Source organism: Pedobacter sp. AK013 (assembly GCF_014205835.1).
In the GTDB taxonomy this organism is placed as follows: Bacteria; Bacteroidota; Bacteroidia; order Sphingobacteriales; family Sphingobacteriaceae; genus Pedobacter.
Genome location: NZ_JACHCQ010000001.1, coordinates 91,423 through 109,072, shown reverse-complemented (window position 1 = coordinate 109,072; position 17,650 = coordinate 91,423). Strand labels below are relative to the sequence as shown.

General features: G+C 36.0%; 16 protein-coding genes. All 16 read right to left on the bottom strand.

Going from position 1 to position 17,650, the window contains the following annotated elements:
• Position 1: 1 nt before the first annotated feature.
• Positions 2-925, bottom strand: coding sequence for a glycosyltransferase (locus HDC90_RS00445; RefSeq protein ID WP_184462744.1), 924 nt, complete (start codon positions 923-925; stop codon positions 2-4).
• Positions 925-2,127: a glycosyltransferase family 4 protein gene (locus HDC90_RS00440; RefSeq protein ID WP_184462742.1), complete on the bottom strand. Its 1,203-nt coding sequence runs from the start codon at positions 2,125-2,127 to the stop codon at positions 925-927. Before HDC90_RS00440 ends, HDC90_RS00445 begins: the two co-directional genes overlap by 1 nt.
• Positions 2,124-3,260: a hypothetical protein gene (locus HDC90_RS00435; RefSeq protein WP_184462740.1), complete on the bottom strand. Its 1,137-nt coding sequence runs from the start codon at positions 3,258-3,260 to the stop codon at positions 2,124-2,126. The genes HDC90_RS00440 and HDC90_RS00435 overlap by 4 nt, the downstream gene beginning before the upstream one ends.
• A gap of 3 nt (positions 3,261-3,263) precedes the next feature.
• Positions 3,264-4,418: a UDP-galactopyranose mutase gene (glf, locus tag HDC90_RS00430; protein WP_184462738.1), complete on the bottom strand. Its 1,155-nt coding sequence runs from the start codon at positions 4,416-4,418 to the stop codon at positions 3,264-3,266.
• Positions 4,419-4,432: 14 nt separating this feature from the next.
• Positions 4,433-5,311: a glycosyltransferase gene (locus HDC90_RS00425; protein ID WP_255497420.1), complete on the bottom strand. Its 879-nt coding sequence runs from the start codon at positions 5,309-5,311 to the stop codon at positions 4,433-4,435.
• Between the two features lie 12 nt (positions 5,312-5,323).
• Positions 5,324-6,142, bottom strand: a complete 819-nt coding sequence (locus HDC90_RS00420) for a glycosyltransferase family A protein (RefSeq protein WP_184462734.1) — start codon at positions 6,140-6,142, stop codon at positions 5,324-5,326.
• The gene (locus HDC90_RS00415; protein WP_184462732.1) at positions 6,129-6,842 is read right to left on the bottom strand and encodes a class I SAM-dependent methyltransferase; all 714 of its coding nucleotides are present in this window, start codon (positions 6,840-6,842) and stop codon (positions 6,129-6,131) included. The genes HDC90_RS00420 and HDC90_RS00415 overlap by 14 nt, the downstream gene beginning before the upstream one ends.
• A gap of 47 nt (positions 6,843-6,889) precedes the next feature.
• Positions 6,890-7,516: a CatB-related O-acetyltransferase gene (locus HDC90_RS00410; RefSeq protein WP_221451762.1), complete on the bottom strand. Its 627-nt coding sequence runs from the start codon at positions 7,514-7,516 to the stop codon at positions 6,890-6,892.
• Complete coding sequence (locus HDC90_RS00405; RefSeq protein WP_184462730.1) at positions 7,517-8,767, bottom strand: ABC transporter ATP-binding protein; 1,251 nt, start codon at positions 8,765-8,767, stop codon at positions 7,517-7,519. It abuts the gene before it with no gap.
• 43 nt (positions 8,768-8,810) lie between these two features.
• Positions 8,811-9,179, bottom strand: a complete 369-nt coding sequence (locus HDC90_RS00400; RefSeq protein ID WP_184462728.1) for a four helix bundle protein — start codon at positions 9,177-9,179, stop codon at positions 8,811-8,813.
• A 94-nt stretch (positions 9,180-9,273) separates the two neighbouring features.
• The gene (locus tag HDC90_RS00395) at positions 9,274-10,128 is read right to left on the bottom strand and encodes an ABC transporter permease (RefSeq protein WP_184462726.1); all 855 of its coding nucleotides are present in this window, start codon (positions 10,126-10,128) and stop codon (positions 9,274-9,276) included.
• Between the two features lie 21 nt (positions 10,129-10,149).
• Complete coding sequence (locus HDC90_RS00390; protein WP_184462724.1) at positions 10,150-11,259, bottom strand: glycosyltransferase family 4 protein; 1,110 nt, start codon at positions 11,257-11,259, stop codon at positions 10,150-10,152.
• 10 nt (positions 11,260-11,269) lie between these two features.
• On the bottom strand, positions 11,270-13,069 hold the full coding sequence (gene asnB / locus HDC90_RS00385; protein WP_184462722.1) for an asparagine synthase (glutamine-hydrolyzing): 1,800 nt from the start codon (positions 13,067-13,069) through the stop codon (positions 11,270-11,272).
• A 152-nt stretch (positions 13,070-13,221) separates the two neighbouring features.
• Positions 13,222-13,725, bottom strand: coding sequence for a UpxY family transcription antiterminator (locus HDC90_RS00380; protein WP_184462720.1), 504 nt, complete (start codon positions 13,723-13,725; stop codon positions 13,222-13,224).
• 80 nt (positions 13,726-13,805) lie between these two features.
• Positions 13,806-16,205 carry a tyrosine-protein kinase gene (locus HDC90_RS00375; RefSeq protein WP_184462718.1) on the bottom strand — a complete coding sequence of 800 codons (2,400 nt, stop codon included), beginning with the start codon at positions 16,203-16,205 and terminating at the stop codon, positions 13,806-13,808.
• Between the two features lies 1 nt (position 16,206).
• Entirely contained in the window at positions 16,207-17,025 is an 819-nt protein-coding gene (locus HDC90_RS00370) for a polysaccharide biosynthesis/export family protein (RefSeq protein WP_184462716.1), read from the bottom strand.
• Between the last annotated feature and the right edge of the window lie 625 nt (positions 17,026-17,650).

Sequence of the window (17,650 nt, the reverse complement as noted above, 5' to 3'; positions counted from 1 at the left end):
ATTACAGTTCGGATAATCCTTTAAATCTTCCACATGCGCCTCTCCATTTGATATAATTTTTGGCATCTCTCCAAGCTTGATAAGTGAAAAATGCTTTGGCTTGCCTTAGTAAGACAGTATTGCTTTTAATTTTTTGCCATGGATTTATATCATGGTTAGTTAACATCTTCACCCAAGATCTATTGCTTTCATAAGCCATTTTGGCTAAATATTTTTTTGTAGTTCTAAATGGAGGGATTATATGTTCAAACTTTAAATCGGGAAAATAGCCAATCTTGTATCCCTTGGCATATATAAACATATTGATATCATTGTCTTCACCTGATGCTAAACTAGTTCCCTTTCTACCCAAAGATTTACTAATCAAACTATTTTCGAAGAAGGAAATGTATTCTTCCATACATTTTTTCCTGGGGGCAATTAGTATTGGAGAAATTGTAGGGTATTCTGTAGGTCTTTCTTGGTTAAGTTGTTGAACAATTTCTATTTCCCCCAAATCGCGAATAGCTAGTAAACTATTAAATTGAGAAATCCATTTTGGTGGTTCTTCAAGATAAATAGGGGTTGATCTACCTCCAATTATTCCCAAAGTAGGGTCAGAACTGTATATTTTTTGTACTAGCTCTAGATAATTATCGCATAAGAGAGTGTCGTCATCTACACTAATTATATAGTCGTACTGAGCTTCAATAGTGCCTCGATTTCTGGCGTTAATTAGACCTGGTTTAGCCTCTGAGATAATCCGAGCTTGAGGATGCCAATTGATAGTTAACCAATCTGAGATCGGAAAGGAGCTATTATTGTCAATAATTAACAGTTCCCAATATTCTAATTCAAGAGTTTGATTTTGTAATGAATTAATTACCCTTTCAAATATTGCCTTATTTGGATTATATGCACATATGACTACAGAAATTTTTTCCATTAGTGAGCTGCTATCGTTTTGTCATAAAAACCCTCAATAATTTTACCCAATGTGTCTCCATTATAATTTTCTAAAATATGTTTGTGGCCATTTACTGCTATTTCTTCACGTAGCTTGTAATCCCGTTTCAACTTAATAATGGCTTGGGTAATTTCTGTAGGCGAATTTTGGTGGATTAAGACTCCTGTTTTATCATTCTCTATAATATCTGCCATCCCCCCGTTGCTAGTGCCTATTACTGGGATTCCAGCAGACATTGCTTCAAGACATACCGTAGGGAAATTTTCCCAAAGACTTGGTAAAATACAGATGTCGGTTTCCTTAAAAACCTTATCCATATCCTGATATGGCACAAAGCCCTTAAATTTTATATGGTTTAGCTGTTTTTTAAGTTTTAAATTTATATACTCATCCATCTTTAAACCTTTAATGGGAGATCCCAAAGGAGCACCTACAAACATAAACTGTATTTCCTGCTCTTCCTTTAAAATCATAGGTATAGCCTTTATCAGGTCTAATATGCCCTTTCTTCTTTCTAATTTGCCTATAAAGGTAACGGTAAGGGGGGCATCATTTTTTTTAATCCCAGGGGTTAGTTCAATTGATGGTATAAATAAATTTGGTATTACTGATATGGCTCTATTTCCCCAGGTTCCATTAACAATTTTTTTCAAACTATTTGAAGGGCTACAAACTGAATTTGCTAATATAAATAATTGATATTCAGGATCATTTTCTTTGTTGTAAATCCAATAGGGCCTTACAAGTTTTCCCCTTATTAACCCACCAATAATGAATCTAAGTTTTTTTAGAAACGTTCCATTATAATTATTCAACAGTGAAACCAAAAAGCTAGGTGTATGCAGCTTAACAGCTAGCGGTAGACTGGGAAATTTTTTCTTTATTAGCAAAGCATCCGCGCCATATTCCGGACTTTCTATAACTTCAAATAATTTTGCTTCGTGTCTATCAATAAACTTAGCTAAAACATTTTCCCTAAACTCCGAACTATTACCAGATTTAATTAAATGCAAGATGTAACCGTCTATGTTTAAGGTTTGATTTTCATCAATATGACCACTAAACACTTCTATTTCATGCCCTCTACTTGCCATTAGCCTTGAAATCTGTCCAATGTAGGTGCCAATTCCACCTCCAGCAATACCTAAAGGATGTTCGTAAGAAATGTAGGCTATTCTCATGAGTTAATTTGACTGATGAAATAGTTGGCCACACTTTCAGGATGAAGGTATTTATCGTAAACCTTCTGATTATGTTTTTTTATGTTCTCCCACTCGAGTGGATCAAGATCGTTTAACAGATCTTTAACAAGAAGCCAGTTTTCATCTTCTGTTTCATGAATTATAAATTCATTGATGTCAAAGTAAGCTTCTGTTAATAATCTATCTGTTACCACGGGAATTCCGACGAATAGGGCTAAGGTTAAAATATTCCTCCATCCCCAATGAAAACCGCACGCAAAAACACCAAGCTTTGAAGAGGCTAGCATTCGCTCATAGTTTAATATTTCCCCAATTTTCATGGGAAAGTCTTTATAGTCTAAACTTAGTGAAATACTATTATCACACACAGATGGCTCTGCAAGTTTTAATATAGAATGTATGTTAAATCCTTCTTTCGAAAGTTCCTTCAATTGATGGTGTAGTTTAATCCGATGTGCTGGCCATCCCCAAGAGGTATCACTTAGTGTAATATCAAAGCTTAGTTTTCCATTTCTCAGGCCCACTAGATCACTATATCTTGATAGAAAACATTCATGAACTGTTTGATATTGATTAGATAGTCCAAATATTTTTCTAAAGCGATGTTGAATATTTAACCCCAGGCGTTTTCTCCTTCCAATTGGAATGTTTTTCCATAGATTGGGTCCAATGGGAATAAATTTTCTTACTTTATGAAATTGATCTCCAAAGTGTAGAATTTTTTTTGAAAGTAGATCAGTATACCAAGCCACATCTGCTGCGGTTTGCCAGTTGTAGAATTTAGGTAGCGATTTCTGCTCAAATACATCGCTATTATACCCTGCGCAAAAATAAACATCCGCATAGATGATGAGCTCTGAAAATAGCGCAAAAGAATCTTCGTTGTCTATAATGCATTTTACTTTTCGATTTCCATCATCAACTACAAGAAACGATAAATGGCGATGGCTCGGCTTGGATAGAATTTCCTGAGAAAAACCATATACGGTCATCTGTTTTAAATCCCATTCTGAGTAGCGAATTTCCTTTTTTTTTGCAAGCTCCATTAGGCCGAAACGGAGCCAATCATTTCGCTCTTCAGGTGCGTCTCTAAACCAGTGAACTTTAATCATTAATTAACTTTCACTATTTAGGAATTTATAGAAACTAGTTGTATCCCCGGTTTTGATAAAATCTTCGCTTATGTTTAGTGCCTCATCAATTACATGATGCATGTCCATATATCTATATGTTCCTAGGCGACCTATAAAGGTTATATTATTCTCGTTTTCAGCCAAATGTCTATAACTTCTTAAAAGCTCTTTATCGGTAGCTAAACGTTTGGGATAGTATGGAATATCGCTATCTTCTGTTTCTTTACTATATTCTTTGAAATAGATACTTTTCTCATGTTTCTCCCATGGTGTAAAATGTTTATGTTCATGGATACGAGTATAAGGGACCGATTCGGAGCAATAATTTATTACGGGATTACCCTGATAGTCTTCTCCATCAAATACTTCTTTTTCAAAATAGATACTTCTATAGGCCAGTTTACCTAATGAAAAATTGAAATAACCATCTAGTGGCCCAGCATAAAAAATGTGGTCGAAGTTATTGTTCTGTTCTTTTGTATATTTTGTGTTTAAAATTACTTTAATATTCTCGTGTTTCAAGAGGTTATACACAACCTCAGTATAACCATTTCGGGGAATTCCTTGGAATTTAGAATTGTAATAATTATCATCATAGTTGAACCTTATTGGCAATCTGCTTAGAATGCTCGCCGGTAGTTCTTTTGGGTCACATCCCCACTGTTTTATGGTGTAACCTTTAAAGAAATTTTCATAAAGCTCTTTCCCAATTAACTTTAATGCTTGTTCTTCAAAATTTTTAGCTTCAATTATAGTGTGGCCGCCTTTTGACGCAATAAAGTCAGCAGCTTCTCTGGGATTAAAGCTCTTGTTAAAAAACTGATTAATTGTTAACAGATTTATTGGCATTGAGAAAACACCATTTTCAGTCACTGCTTTGACTCTGTTAATATTGGGAATGAATTCGCCATATTTTTGGATATAATTCCATACTTTTTCGTTGCTGGTATTAAAAATATGTGGGCCATATACATGCTCCATAATATTAGTTTCAGCATCTCTTTCTGTGTAACAATTACCAGCGATGTGGCCTCTTTCTTCAATTACGGTTATTTGATACTGATTTGTATCAGCAAGCTCTCTAGCTATAACAGCACCCGAAAAACCAGCACCTACAATTAAGATTTTTTTATGCATAGAACTGGGATTTTTTAAGGATGCTTGAATGTGGTATCCAAACCAAAAATGGATTTAAGATAATTCTTGACAATATAAAATGTAAGTCTTTGAAATGGTCTTCTTAATAAGATTTTTCTTGATAACTTTCTAGCCAACTTAGGCATATAGTTGTGATTATACAAAAGTATGATGAACTCATTAAGGTCGTTATTTTCAACCTGATGAATTTGTTTAGCACGATCAATAATTACCGGTAATGATTTTTGCCATTTGTCTGCTATATATATCTGAGCGTCTATCCATTCTTTTTTGTAGGTGCCAAATGATGAATGCTGAATAAGGAGATCGTAAATAACAACGACTTTCCCATTTTTTTGTTGGGCAAGGCTAAAATCTATATCGTATCCATGAAATTTATTTGGATTAGCTTCATCAAACTTATTTTTACTCCAATTACCTTTTGTACACGCCAAAAACATACCGTCAACAGTTGCTACAGGAGAAAATTCTTCATCACGAGGGTTGTAGTAATAGTTTACCATATTACCATCGAATGCTTGAATTTGATGAACACGATTTAGGTTTTCTACTTTAGAATAAACCCCACTAGGGAATTTCGATTTAATCAAACAGCCAAACATTCCAATTAGAGAAATATCGTCATGCTGCAGATAGTTTAATAGAATTTGCCCCCAATTATTAGTATGAAATAAGATGTCTTCATGAATAAAACATAAATGTTCATATTTGGAACTTTCTGCGCCTAAATTATAAGCCTTTGCAATTGAATATTTAGTTTTTGTATTTTCAATTGCGATTATTTCATAGTTGACTCCAATGGTATCAACAATATTGGCTTTTAATTTCTCCAAGAGAATTGGATTAACGGAACAAATGATAATTGAAATCATGCCTTTTAGATGTCATTTGAAAATAGTTTTAAAATATTTTGCGAAATATTTTATACTTGATCTCAAATAATTTTTTTGGTCATTTTCATAAAACTGTTGAATGCAATAGTTTTGTTCAATATAATTAAAGATCTCATCTTTATATTTGGTCAATACATAGTTCTGATTTGCTTCTAATTTTTTTGAAACTATTTGAGTTATCATTGAGTTTTTATCAATGCGATATTCAAATAACTCTTCATCTACAAATTTAAATTTAAAACCTTTAGTATAGCTATTTAACCAGAACTCCCAATCTTCTTGTCCCTGGAAAGGCATTTTCTCATCATATCCTCCCGTATCGATCCAAACAGATTTTCTGAAAATAGCGCAAGCATCTATGTAGTTGTTGGCGAATAATCTATGACCTAAAAATTCGTAGGGTAAAAATTTTCTTTCGGGTATATCTTCTCCGAAAAAAGAGGGCTTTGCATAAACGATATCACAGATCCCTTGATCCAATAATTTTATCCCTTTTCTGATATAATCAGATTTAATCTTATTATCTGCATCTAGCGGTAAAATGTATTTTCCTCTTGCAGCCAAGATCCCTGCATTTCTACTAAATGCTAGCCCTGAATTTTTGTGTTGAATGACATGATGTCCCGCTTTTTTTAACTCATCAATCTTATTAATGGTTGCTAAGTCGGTAGAACCATCATCGACAATTATTATTTCAATAGACTTTTCCTGATACGTTAAAACACTATCAATAGCGTCCTGAACAAATTCGCCATGATTATAACAAGGTATTACAACAGAAAGAATCATTATTGTTTTATTTTTTTGCAATAACTACGTAATTCATTGTATTAGAATGATCAATGGTACCTTGGTTATCCATAAATACAAAAAACTTATTAATTGATTTTATCCCTCCAATGAGTTTGAGCAAAATCCGCAGTAATTTTCCTTTAAAGCCACTTATAGAATAAACTTGGGGATATAATGCGTGAAGCAATGCTTGTCCTGCTACAGCCCACTTGCCTCCATTTGATTTAAGCTCTAAAATTTCAAATCCAGCCTTTTCTAAAATATGCTGAAAACCATATTTCGTAAACCTGAAAAAATCATAAGGTTCTTCATGCAAAGGCCAATACATGGGGCCACTGAGAATAAAGATGCCATTTGGTTTAAGAAGCCTGAATGCCTCATTAACCAATCCCTGATGATCCTCAACATGTTCAATGGTTTGGGTTGAAATAACTGTGTCGTAAAGACTGTTTTTTAAGGGAATTGCATTGGCCTGACATAAGTAGTCTACTTTATTATCACTAGATTGAATGATATCAACACCAGTGTAGCTGGTGATTTTATCTTTGAGCTGTTTTTCATATGGTTTGTTTCCACATCCAATATCTAAAAGATTTCCTGATGCATATTTTTTAAAAGCCCCAAATAAGTCTTCATGATAGGAGTAATAGTGTAAGTAGTTTATATCTTTAATATCAACATTGGCAGAATTTAATCTGTTTAAGTTCTTGACCCTCATTGTTTATTTTTATTACTGCTATTTATAATTTTTGAATAATTATTTGATTAGGCATTATTGATTTTTTCTACAGCATCAATAAAAGGCTGGATATCTTCTTTGATAAAAAAAGGCTGCCATTTCTGTAGTTTCTCATCATCCCAATTCCACCATTTTATTTCTAAAAGTTTATTGATTGTTTCATATCCGAATCGGAATTTAAGGATACGAGCCGGTATGCCGCCAACAATAGCATAGTCTGGAACGTCTTCAATTACAACTGCTCCTGCTGCTATAACTGCGCCATCTCCTATAACAACACCATTTTTTATGTAGCAATTTGCTCCAATCCAAACATCATTTTTTATAGTTACTTTTTTATGATGGTCATAATGTTCCTCTTTTGCAAAAGTCTTATTGAAAATATTTCCAGCATGATAAAACATAGGGCTAGAGCTTATATACTTAGTTGGGTGGTCTCCATAACCTATTATTACGTTTGGACCGATAGAACAGAATTGTCCGATGTAAGACGAGTGTATTAGAGAATTTGGAGAGATATAAGAGTATCTCCCTATTGTTGAATCAGTAACGTTAGTGTCTCCAAAAACTCTAAAATTTTCATCAAGTATTTGTTTATTGTTAGTTGCTCTTTTTAACAAACTAATTATTTTGTAAGCAATTTTTTTAATCATTTATTCCCAGTAAAAATCTTCCAAATATTTGCAAACATCAGGTTGCCAACCCCATTCGATACTTTTTTCGATAATTTGCACCTCAAACTCACATATTTTATCGATTCCTTCAATGTATGTACGGCCTTTTGTTTCAGCCAAATGAACATGCAAGTAGTATCTACCCATATATAATCTACAATTTGGAATTATACATTTTAATTTGTTAATCCCAGTATGCCTTAGAAGAGGTTTATCAACATCAAACCGATAGCAATATACAATTGGTGTTTCCTCTTCATTATATATTTGAAAGGAAACACCCATTCCTTCAGCATAGTATGGCATATTAACATCTATCTCTATCGTTAATGGTTGACCTTGATTATGTACACTATTTGTTTCTGAAGTTAAAACCTCTACCCTAGTTATACTAATCTTTTGGTTTGGAACAGATAAATATGTCTTACTGGGTTTTGTATTCGATAAATAGTGCTTCACAGCCTCATCGGTCTTGCCATTAAATTCAATAATGCCATTCTTTAAATAAAAACTTATGTTTGTTAGTGTGTTGACAGCGTTCATATTATGGCTCACAAACAACACCGTTCTTCCTTCACCTTTACTCACTTCGCCCATTTTACCCAGGCACTTTTTCTGAAATTCAGCATCGCCTACAGCTAATACCTCATCAACAATCAAAATCTCTGATTCTAAATGAGCCGCAACAGCAAAGGCTAAACGTACATACATTCCGGATGAGTATCGTTTAACAGGGGTGTCTAAATAGCGTTCGATTCCCGCAAAATCTACAATTTCTTCCAGTTTGCGTTGGATCTCTTTTTTACGCATACCCAAAATGGCACCGTTCAGAAAGATATTTTCTCGTCCTGATAGTTCAGGATGAAAACCGGTACCTACTTCCAATAAGCTTGCAATCCTACCTTTACCACTTATTTTGCCGGTTGTTGGCGCAGTAACCTTACTTAAAATTTTAAGAAGTGTACTTTTACCAGCGCCGTTTCTTCCGATAATGCCTACTGCATCTCCCTGCTCAATTTCGAAGTTAATATCTTTTAAACTCCAAACTACATCGCTTTCACTTTTGGTATTTTGATTGTTGCTTTCGCCGATGCGTAAAAATGGATCTTCTTTTCCACGAATACGGGCATACCAACGCTCCAGGTCGCGACTAATTGTACCTGTGCCGATCTGGCCCAATTGATAAGCTTTGGAAAGGTTTTCTACTTTTATAGCAATATTTTTTGACAATGTTTAGGGTTTAGGGGGCAAGGTGGTTATTTGGTAAGCTGTTCTAAACAGCTCTGTTAAATTGAGCTTTATGTAATGCATTAATCTTATTAGTAATTTCTTCCAGTTTAATTCTTAGCGTTAAATACTCCTCTTCTTTGATGTAGGCCAAGTCCCATGATCCTATAAGATGGTTTACTGTTTCTATAGCGCTTGAATATGCTATGACGAGAAAATGTGCCCGATCTTTAGCTGTGAGCCTCGCTGATCCCTCAGCAATATTATCTCCGATACTGCTTGCTGAACGTTTTATTTGACTGGTCAATCCGAATTGTTCTTCTCTGGGGAATTGATTAACTAAACCATAAATTTCTTTCCTGAATTTTCTGGCCAATTGCCATACTTCTAATTTTTCAAATGGATAGGTATACATAATCTTTATTTAGTTTATAATTCAAATAAATAAAGGATGATCATTTAAAGATAATATAATCTCACCACCTCTCCAAAAACCAACTTACCAAAACCTACACCGTATCTACAAAATTTCGTTCTACTTTATTAAAAATCACTATTCCAAAAAGCAGCAGGGCAGTTGTAATACCGCTTGCATAGCCCAGGCTACTCCAGCTAAAGCTCCCCTCACCCAAAAATCCATATCTAAAGGTTTCAATAATTGGTGTCATCGGGTTATATTCTATAATCCAGGCGTAAGCCGGGTATTTTTTTAATGCTTCTGATAAAGGATAGATTACCGTGGTTGCATACATTAACAACTGAACCCCAAAGCCTACCAAAAAAGCTAAATCGCGGTATTTGGTTGTCATAGCAGAGATGATCATGCCAGTGCCTAAGCCTAATAAAGCCATTAATATTACTACAACAGGGAATAGGCAAATGGCCCAGCTAATGTTAAAATTCGCTCCAGTAAAGTAATAATAACCCATCATGATCAGGAACAAGATCATTTGCACACCAAACCTAACTAGATTGCTCACAACGATACTCAAAGGCATAATCAACCTGGGGAAATAGACCTTTCCAAATATCCCTGCGTTATCCCTAAATACTGTTGAGGTTTTGGTCAAACAATCAGCAAAGTAATTCCAGGCAGTGATACCGGCCAGGTAAAATAATGGTTTAGGTAGGCCATCAGTAGAGATACCTGCCAGGTTACCGAAAATAAAGGTAAAGATGATGGTGGTAAATAATGGCTGGATAAAAAACCACAATGGCCCCAGTATCGTCTGTTTATAAAAAGAAACAAAATCTCTTCTAACCAACAGCCATAGTAAATCACGATAAGCCCAAATTTCGTTAAGCTTTAAATCGAATAAAGAAGCTTTTGCCTCAATGGTCCAGCTGTGCTCTTCGTTATACATACTTATCTATTTTCACAGCTTTTAATTAAATAATAAGTCTGATACTTTTTCCAGGTATTGCTTGTATGCAAATATTTCAAAACATAGCTCCTGGGTTGCTTGGGTTTGATGTCTTTCTTTTTGCAACGAAGTGATAATTGCTTCACCAATCGCGGCTACATCATTAGGGTTTAGAAGAGTGCCCAGTTTGCCATCCATTAGGGCATCTCTACTGCCATCGGTATTACCACCGAGTACAGTACAGCCATAAGCAGCAGCTTCAATAAAAACGAGTCCAAATCCTTCTGCTTTGCTCGGCATTACAAATACATCCGCCAATTGATAATGTAAAACAAGTTCATCATCTGGTACAAAGCCTGTAAGTATGACGTTTTTTTGCAGGCTAGATTGGGCAATGAGCTTATTAATCCGCACTAATTCTGCCCGGTCTGCTTTTCCTACCAATAAGTAAACCAAATCTGGATAAATTTTAATTACCTGCGCTAAACATTCGATAACCAGATCGTATCCTTTATACTGTTCTAATGAAGATAAGCGGCAAATGGTTAGCAACACTTTTTGGTTATTGTTAATTCTATATTTTGTGAGGAGTGAAGCCGGCTTTGAAATAGATTTGTCTAATTTAAAATAGGGGTCTAAACAATTATTCAATACTTTAATCTGTCTTTCAGCTATTCCATGATGCTGTATAATCTGATCAGCCGTATACCGGCTTACTGCCCAGATTTCTATTCTGTTCAGCATCTGTTTTTTCCAACGCGCCAAGGCATTCCAGATTTCTATGCCATGAGCAAAAAGAACAATACGGACACCTGGCTTTAATGTTTTGATGATCTGTGCAAAGAGTAATAAATGTACATGACTTAAAATAATTACATCTGCTTTTAGGCCCGCTTTAATAGCTGTTAAACCAAAAGCTGTTTTTTTGCCATGATATCCCTTAAATGAACCTTTTGCCACGTAGGCCAGATCGGGTTGATCATCATACATTGATATTACCTGGTAAGACTGGATTTGCGCACTTGCTTTCAGGTCATCAAGCGCCTTCGCAAAAGTTTTACTTACCTTTTCTATTCCCCCAGTTAAACTGAAAGTATGTAAGCTAAGAAATAGAAGTTTTTTGCTTTTCAATCTGTTTTCCCTAAACGCTAAACGCCTGATAAAGCGCCATCACTTTGCTCCAGTGTAAATTACCCTGTCTAAAATCGTTAACCATTTTTGTTGCAAATTGGTTTCCTTCGGTTTTTATTGAACTTAGAAACTGCTCATCTTTTTTTAACCAAAGTTGGAAGGGGAATGTAAAGCCCATTTTTTTTCGGTTCCATATTGCGTTTGGCAGTATAGCAGAAAATGCATCAATCAAAAGTGATTTTGGCCGATCAGCCCCAAATTTTAGTTTGGGTTTAATGGATTTAACGGTATCAAGTAGGTCCTGATCTAAAAAAGGAACACGCACTTCTAAGCCATGCTGCATGCTCATGGTATCGGTATCCTTAAGCAACTGATTTTGCATGTATAAATTACATTCCAACCAGCTGGCCTTTTCTCCGTTAGCTAAATGATTTGGAGCGGAGGTAATGTTTATGCTTTTTAATACGCGATCTACTTTTTCTATGGAGAAATTTAACAAAGCTGCAATTTCGTCGGGGGTAAATATTCCCCTTAAAAAAAGGTATTCGCCAGCTGTATTTTGATAACTTAAATAATAGGAGCGTTTTAATCCGGAGTTATTAAAGGCAAGACTTTTTTTAAGGACGGGTTTTGGTAATTTTTTCAGCTGCTTAAGTAAGCCCATCCGTTTAAAGGAAGGGTAGCCGCCAAAGAGCTCATCGGCACCAATACCTGATAAAACAGCTTTTAAGCCGTTCTTTTTGGCAAAATAATTAACAAACCATGAGTTGATACCATCTGCAGTGGGCTGATCCATAGCTTTTAATGCAGCAGGGAAATATGTTGAAAAAATAGCAGGGGTAACGGTATATTCTGAGTGCTTTCCTTTAATTTTTTCGGTTATTATATCCTGAAAGGCCTTTTCTGAATAGGCTGTTTCTTCAAAATTGATAGAAATGGTATTCAGGGTACTTGAATCCCGGTTTGTAATTTCATCGGCCAGTAACGTTAAGATACTACTATCAATACCACCACTTAAAAAAACACCTATTTTAGCATCAGATAAGAGGTGTCTTTTTACCGATGCCCGTAAATTTTGTTCTAAAGCTGATTTGGCAGTCTCTTTGCCCAAAATTTCCTCAATATGCCGAGGTTGGATATAATTTTTAATTTCGAAGGTAGCTGATTGGTGCTGCCAGATCAGATAATGCCCTTTTGCCAACATCAAAACTTCATTTAAAGTGGTATATGGTTCTGGTATATGTCCAAAAGCGAGGAAATAGATTTTCCAATCAGGTTGTTCGGTATAATGATAAGAGGTTTCTGCAAAAGCCTTAACTTCTGAAGAGAAAACTAAACTTAGCGCTGTAGCGCAATAATACAAGGGTTTAATACCTGAGAGATCACGGACCAGATAACTACATTTAAGCTCGGCATCGAATAGATAAAAGGCAAACATGCCTTTAAGCCTTGCAAAACTGGCTACACCCCAGGCTGCATAGGCAACTAAAATAACTTCGGTATCACTTTCGGTATGGAATAGAAAGCCTAAGTTTTGTAGTTCTTTTTTGAGCTCCTGGTAGTTGTAGATTTCTCCATTGAATGAAATTATAAGTTCGCCTGCCCTATATTTCATTGGTTGATGACCATTAGGAGAGAGGTCTATCAAGGCCAAACGCCTATGGCCGATCACAAAGCCCTCGTTGGTATTGGTATAAAAGCCCTCATCATCGGGCCCGCCATGCGCCATTACATTACACATGCCTTTAACCTCCTGTTTGATCTGCTCTATTGGTCTGTTTTTATCAATTATACCTGCAATCCGACACATTTATAATTCCCGTTTTTCCACTTATCACAACCATCTTCCATCTTGTCCGGACACAGCTTCGCCCGCTCAGTCACATTTTTTTTAAAAAAATAAACTGATTATTTTTATATATTTTGTTGAACGCTACCTCAGCGCTCAAGTCTCAAATCACCCTAGAGCGGTTCTATAAACGCAATAGAGGTGTTAATTTCAATAGCGTAACCCATATTTTGTAAACGCAAAATAATACGCTGTTTATTGTGTACAGAAGCCAGTTCGGCAATAATCCCCTTAAATGGGCCTGCCTTGATCAATACCCGCGCTCCAGGTTTTATATCATAATCAAAAACCTCCAGATCTGCATCCGTGGCCAGTAAAAGTTTAAGATCTTGAATTTGTTGTTCGGGTATAACGGCTATTTGACCAGAGAAATAGAGAAACCTGGCAATACCATTGGTCATCAAAACTTCAGCATGTTCTTTGGCCGAAATATACACAAACAGGTAAGACTTAATTAATGCCTCCTCAACTATTTTTTTGCGATCGCTCCATTGTTTAAGCGTCTTTTTTAGAGGTAGATAGGAGATGATGCCCTTTCTCGTAAGTTCCTCATATGCCTTTTTCTCCGCCCTCGAACGTGTATAAACCGGATACCATCTGTAACTCTGATCAATCATTAAACTTAATCTATTTCAAAATTATCCATCCTAAGCAATTAGCCATGACCTATTGACTAATGAACTAATGACAAATGCAACTACTTCTTCTTCCAAAACATCCACCACTTCCGGTTCTCATCGTCATAATAACCGGATCCTGAGTATCCTGAATAATCAGAATAATAATAAGTACTGTTGCCTCCACCACGACTATAGTCGGTAGTATAATAATTAGCATAAAGTGCATCATCACCAAATGCATTTAATACAATGGCCATATTGCTTAATCCATACTCCCGTGATAACCGCTCTGGAATAGCTGCTGCCCGTGTTTGCGATACGCCTGAACGGATCACAAAAAGATTTACATCCGAGTTCCTGATCAACGGTATAGCATCCGAAACCAGGCCTACGGGAGCAGTATCGACCAAAACATAATCATATTCTTTTTCTAAGGCCTTTAATAAATCGCGCATGGCGGCAGTATGCAAAAGCTCTGAAGGGTTAGGTGGTACGGGGCCTGATGGAATAAAGTCGATATGATGTATCTCATCATGGATGAGGACATCTGCTAAACTATGCTGTCCGGACAAGACAGAGCTCAGGCCTTTACGGTTATCACTTCCAAAAACTTTGTGTAGTCTTGATTTACGTAAATCGGCAGCAATTAAGATTACTTTTTTCTCAATTAGCGCAAGCGTACCAGCCAGATTTACGGTAACAAATGATTTCCCTTCACCCGATATCTCAGAGGTAATACAGATCACCTTACTTTTTTTATGGCTGGCTAAAAAGCTCAGATTGGTCCGTACGGACCTAACCGATTCGGCAAAAACTGATTTAGGTTTAGCGATCGATAAGGCCTGTCGGTTATCCTGATCAATGTAATCGGGGAATTTGCGGATTACCCCGATGATAGGCGTATTCGTTAACCCTTCTACGGTTTCCTTATCGTAGATGTATGGGTTTAAAAAACGTACCAGCAAGATCAGGCCCATACCTGCACCTAAACCAAATAAAACGGCAAAAGTGTAAACCTTATTCGAATTCGCAGAAATAGAATAATAAGATGGATAAGCTAAATTTACAATGGCCGCGCCAGATACCGTGGCCGCAGCATTCATTTCGGCTTCTAATTTTTTCTCTGATAAATAAGAACGTACTTTGTTGTTTACCTCGAAGTTGGTACTGAGTTTAACAAAGTTTTGTTCTTTGGCCGGAATGGTGCTTATATTTTGGTTTACCGCAGAAATTTGGCTGTTGATATAACGGATGGTCTGTTCATTATTGTTGCGCATGGCCTGCACACTGCTCCTGATGCTTGCTTTTACATTGGCAATCTGCTGGTCGATTTGTTTAACAGGTTGCGAATCTGCATTAAACTGATTGAGTTTGAGTATTCTACTTGCAAGTAAGGTGTTGAGTTGAGTAACTAAAGTTCCCAATCCGCTATTTAAATCACCTTCTATATCTAAGCCAATCTCTACCTTCGAACGGTTATTGTTCACCTGGTCTTCCAGTTGTTTAATAGCCAGTTGTTTAATATTCAGTTCTGTTTTTTGTTTCTCAAAATCTGATAATTTACCGATCGTTGTAGAGGTGGCAGATCCAAGATCGACCATTTTGTTCTGGGTTTTGTAGTTCGCCAGCGTGTTGCCAGATTTACCCGCCTCTGTGTTAATAAAGCCCAATTGCGTATCAATAAATTGGACCGTCTGTTTAGCCGAACGTTGCCTTTGGATCAAATCGTAACGCACATATTCCTTCATAATGGCATTGAGCATGTCGGCAGCAAAAACAGGATTGCCATCTGTTAAACTTAAACTCATGACATTGGTAAAGCGCGCGGCCTCTGCTACATTTAAACCCATTGCCCGCCCTATAAAATCTTCTTTGGTATTAAATTTAAAGCTATAATCGCCTTTTGGAACAATAGATTTAATGCGGAATTGCATATTGCCCATATTTAATACCTCTCCATAACGATGAACGGTTTGTTTGGATTTTTCGTTATTCGGATCGCTAATGCTAAAGCTTTTACTGTCAATCGCTTCTATATTATATAAACCCCGATTAAAATTTACCGAATCCTGTTGTATAATTTCGATCTGAAAAGGAATATTTGGGTATAGTTCTGTTGTCCTGATCCTGCCTTTTAAATAGTAAGAAATTTTGTAATCCAGGTTAGCGATGGCATTGAGTACAACATCATTACTGCGGATCACAAAACTTTCTGCCTGAATTTTATCGGTATAATTATAAACCTGTGTGGGCATCTGGTTGTTTGTGCTCACACTTGGGTTACTGTCCTGTAGTTTAAGCGATGCTCCGGTTTGATAAATCGGTAATGTATAAAGTACCTTTATTTTAGCTACAACCAGTGCAATAGCAATGCAGCCAGCAATCCAATACCACCTGCTCCAAAATACCCTGAATATTTTATAAAAATCAATTTGTTGGCTAACAGCTTTAACCTCTAAATCTTCTGCTTTTTCCATATTAGCGTGTCACAGTAAAAATTAATACAGCAAGGTTAACCACCACAAGTAGTGGCTGTACAATATTGTTAAAACTCTGAAGTTTCTCGCTCAGTGCAGCACCCTTAGTAGGTTGCAATACAATGATGTCGTTATTCTGCAAGATCAGTTTTTTACTTGCCAAACTATTAATATCGGTTAGGTTTACATAAATAATTTCGGGATGGCTTCGGTCTCCGCGGATAATTTTTAAGGTTTTAGGATCTGCAGTTTTTGTAATCCCGCCGGCCTCACCAATGATTTCGATGAGGCTGGTATTGTCTTTCTCAAGCAGAAAGTTACCTTGCTTACTAAATTCACCCAATAAAGTTACTTTTAAGTTAACAACGGTCAGCTCTATAATCGGATCTTTTAATAATTTTTGTTTATAAAGATCCTGAATTTTGATCGTGGCCTCACGCCTGGTTAAGCCCGCAACGTCTACTTTTCCAATGGCAGGCAAATTCACCATTCCATCAGGTTCTACAGGATAGGAAAGTACATTCTGAGCCGTGCCTGATGTTGATGTAACATTCGATTGGGTACTGGAACTACCAGATGCTGTAGCGCCAAATTCGGGGTTCTGCACGTTTCTTATGGCCAATTGATCGCTAATCTTGATTTTATAATAAGCATCGCTGATTCCCTGATCATTCACTACATAGACCCGTTTAATGGTATCTGTAACGATATCGCTAGGCGCATTGAATAAGCTATGTTGCTTACGAACAGAGCAGCTAAGCAGTATAATCGATATAAATAAAAAAAGAATAAATTGAAAAATGGAATGTTTTTGAATCATAATTATTAGAAAGATATACTAACTAAATGGGATGTGTAGGTCAATGCAAAAATACTGTTTAAAGATGCTTAAAAAAAATAGTAATCAGAAAAGCATAGCCTACTCTTGACTTTAAAAGCATTGATCAAAATCAGTCTTATTGGATAATGACGGTATAGATGATCTTTTGCTTTAGTATTTTTTGATAATTAATTTGCTGTATGTTAGGTGTTTGCTAAATATGTCGCTCCTTTTTTGTTAGAATCAATAGATACGATTTAACTTGATTAATATCAACATAATAAAGGTGTTTGTATTATTAAGATTACGGATATTAGTTACTTTTGTTTAAGTCGTTTATTGTATGAGAAGAATATATACCTTAGGGTTAATAGCCCTATTTACAGGCATTTTATGTAAAAGCTATGCTGCTGATGGTTGTTATAGCTTATCTACCGGAAGGTTTTATTATGTTTCAATAGGGTCAAACAATTATAGTGGATTTAGTTACGCGACCTCAAGTTCAACCGCAACATGCTCAACATTTTCAAGTGGAACATACACTAGTTCATTATGCAATATAGAAGGCACAAGTAGTCCAAATTACAGGCAGGCAACAACGAATTTAATTTATCCTTGCCCTATT

Excerpts from the sequence above, each read along its gene's own strand:
- HDC90_RS00445 (WP_184462744.1), bottom strand. The coding sequence starts at position 925 with ATGGAAAAAATTTCTGTAGTCATATGTGCATATAATCCAAATAAGGCA.
- HDC90_RS00440 (WP_184462742.1), bottom strand. The coding sequence starts at position 2,127 with ATGAGAATAGCCTACATTTCTTACGAACATCCTTTAGGTATTGCTGGA.
- HDC90_RS00435 (WP_184462740.1), bottom strand. The coding sequence starts at position 3,260 with ATGATTAAAGTTCACTGGTTTAGAGACGCACCTGAAGAGCGAAATGAT.
- glf (WP_184462738.1), bottom strand. The coding sequence starts at position 4,418 with ATGCATAAAAAAATCTTAATTGTAGGTGCTGGTTTTTCGGGTGCTGTT.
- HDC90_RS00425 (WP_255497420.1), bottom strand. The coding sequence starts at position 5,311 with ATGATTTCAATTATCATTTGTTCCGTTAATCCAATTCTCTTGGAGAAA.
- HDC90_RS00415 (WP_184462732.1), bottom strand. The coding sequence starts at position 6,842 with ATGAGGGTCAAGAACTTAAACAGATTAAATTCTGCCAATGTTGATATT.
- HDC90_RS00410 (WP_221451762.1), bottom strand. The coding sequence starts at position 7,516 with ATGATTAAAAAAATTGCTTACAAAATAATTAGTTTGTTAAAAAGAGCA.
- HDC90_RS00400 (WP_184462728.1), bottom strand. The coding sequence starts at position 9,179 with ATGTATACCTATCCATTTGAAAAATTAGAAGTATGGCAATTGGCCAGA.
- HDC90_RS00395 (WP_184462726.1), bottom strand. The coding sequence starts at position 10,128 with ATGTATAACGAAGAGCACAGCTGGACCATTGAGGCAAAAGCTTCTTTA.
- asnB (WP_184462722.1), bottom strand. The coding sequence starts at position 13,069 with ATGTGTCGGATTGCAGGTATAATTGATAAAAACAGACCAATAGAGCAG.
- HDC90_RS00380 (WP_184462720.1), bottom strand. The coding sequence starts at position 13,725 with ATGATTGATCAGAGTTACAGATGGTATCCGGTTTATACACGTTCGAGG.
- HDC90_RS00375 (WP_184462718.1), bottom strand. The coding sequence starts at position 16,205 with ATGGAAAAAGCAGAAGATTTAGAGGTTAAAGCTGTTAGCCAACAAATT.
- HDC90_RS00370 (WP_184462716.1), bottom strand. The coding sequence starts at position 17,025 with ATGATTCAAAAACATTCCATTTTTCAATTTATTCTTTTTTTATTTATA.